This is a genomic window from Shewanella sp. 10N.286.52.C2 (assembly GCF_002874545.1).
Classification (GTDB): Bacteria; Pseudomonadota; Gammaproteobacteria; order Enterobacterales; family Shewanellaceae; genus Shewanella.
Genome location: NZ_MCTV01000071.1, coordinates 1 through 1,874, shown reverse-complemented (window position 1 = coordinate 1,874; position 1,874 = coordinate 1). Strand labels below are relative to the sequence as shown.

General features: G+C 40.3%; 2 protein-coding genes. One reads left to right on the top strand and one right to left on the bottom strand.

From position 1 onward, the window contains the following. Positions 1-360, bottom strand: a 360-nt coding sequence (locus BCU94_RS18880) for a tetratricopeptide repeat protein (protein ID WP_133149810.1), incomplete at its 3' end; no start/stop codon positions are given. A 178-nt stretch (positions 361-538) separates the two neighbouring features. Here BCU94_RS18880 and BCU94_RS18875 point away from each other — a divergent pair. Next, on the top strand, positions 539-1,153 hold the full coding sequence (locus BCU94_RS18875; RefSeq protein ID WP_102477233.1) for a hypothetical protein: 615 nt from the start codon (positions 539-541) through the stop codon (positions 1,151-1,153). Positions 1,154-1,874: the final 721 nt, after the last annotated feature.

The window sequence follows — 1,874 nt, the reverse complement described above, 5'->3', positions numbered from 1 at the left end:
AACACCAAGATTATACTGGGCCCGAGCAAGACCCTGTTCAGCAGCTTTGGTGAACCAATAAATAGCTATCTTTTTAAGTTCTATAGCTGAATCATCGCTACCACTACCAGCCTCACTATATAATTCGCCCAAAGCATTTTGAGCTTCTGAGTGTCCAGCACTGGCTGCTTTTTTATACCAAACCACAGCATTTTCTATATCTATGCCTACTCCCTGGCCCACAAGGTAAGAAAAACCTAGCTGATACTGTGATGCCACATCACCCTTGTTAGCTTTTTCAATCAATAATTCAATATCAGAATTACTGGCCATAAGGGCTATAGGAAAAAAAAGAAGCAATAAAGCTATATACTTGGACATTCGAATTCCCTTCAAAAAGTTATTATCCAGCTATAAAAAAATGAGTGTACCATTGAGTAACCTAAATCAATGTAGACCCATTATTACATCAACGAAAACATGCTTCAATTATGTTACAATTTCTTGAAAATAGAAGCTACAAGTTAAACCTGTTTTTCGCACAAAACTGGAGACTTCAATGCCTAAAGGTCATCACTACGGTAGGCATCGCCAACGGGCTTATACTACTGAATACCATCGTTTGTATGCCCATCAGTTTAAAGGTTTACTCACTTCGCCATTGGGCGCTTATACGATGGATTCGAGTGGTCTCAGCACTGAACATAAACGGCTAAAGTTAACCGAGTCAGATGGTGGTGTACGCCTCATGACTTTCACTATCAATGATAAACCTCACCAGATAGCCTTAAAGCTTGATAACAGCAGCGTAAGCACCAAGCTTTATCTCACTTGCCCTTATTGCCAAAAGCAGCGTCAACATCTTTACGCCATCAAATACGCCTACGCTTGCCGTAGTTGTATAGGTTTACACTACGCTTGCCAAAGTGAAAGGCCACAAGAAAGGTTAATGAGACGAATTAGAAAGCTTAGAAAAGAACTTTGGGGCTATGATTGGCCAGACGTAAACAACATGTTTGAGCAAGTAGCCTACTGGCCAAAACCTAAATGGATGCGTTGGAAAACCTTTGAACTAAAGCGAAACAAGATCACTGAATTAGAGAGGCGTTACTGGGGTTTAGCTATCCCACAGCTAAGAACGATGTTTGGTGCTCAATTTATGGAAAATATTTAAAATTAATTCATTCAGTAACCAGCCTCTTTATAGGTCACTTCACATTGATGTACCAATAGATGTACCAAAAAGACACAAAAAAGACAGAAAGCCCATTGCAAGTGAGCTTCAAGCATCGATTTGAGTCTGGGAGGGCCACCAATTTATTGATAGGCCGCTTGGATTTATTCAAGCGGCTTTTTCATGTCTATAAGATCCACCCTGTCTATCTCCGGTATTCTCCAATATCAATCCACTTCAAAATCACCAGTTAAACCAATCACCCAAAATTCACTAATAGCCAGATGCTTAATCCCATTCAGGTATTCAAAAGACCCAAGATTGATGTAATGGGTAGTCAATTACAGCATCGGAATCTTACTCATTAAAACCAATGTCATTCACCCATAAATACTGGCAACTTTCGTCGGTGTAGTCGCACTAATGCAATCTAGTTTTTGAGACTGAATCCCAGGCATTAGGTAGATAGATAAGTCGATAGGTCCAGTAAATACTCAGGTCCCAAATAGTTAAACGCAATGAGCTGGGTCATAACGAACGATAGCGGGCCGCAAGGTAATGACACTCAATATTGAGACTCTAAGGTTATAGAGGACGTGACGGTCTAGCAGGATAGTTCTGGGAGATAGTTGAAGTTGATTCAAAGGATTGAACATGACCGATTACCTATACAATGGGCACTCGGTCTCTATATCACAATGTGTAGTAGCTCAGACTTGAT

What these genes read in the sequence shown, in the direction of transcription:
- BCU94_RS18875 (WP_102477233.1), top strand. Translation starts at nt 539, where the DNA reads ATGCCTAAAGGTCATCACTACGGTAGGCATCGCCAACGGGCTTATACT.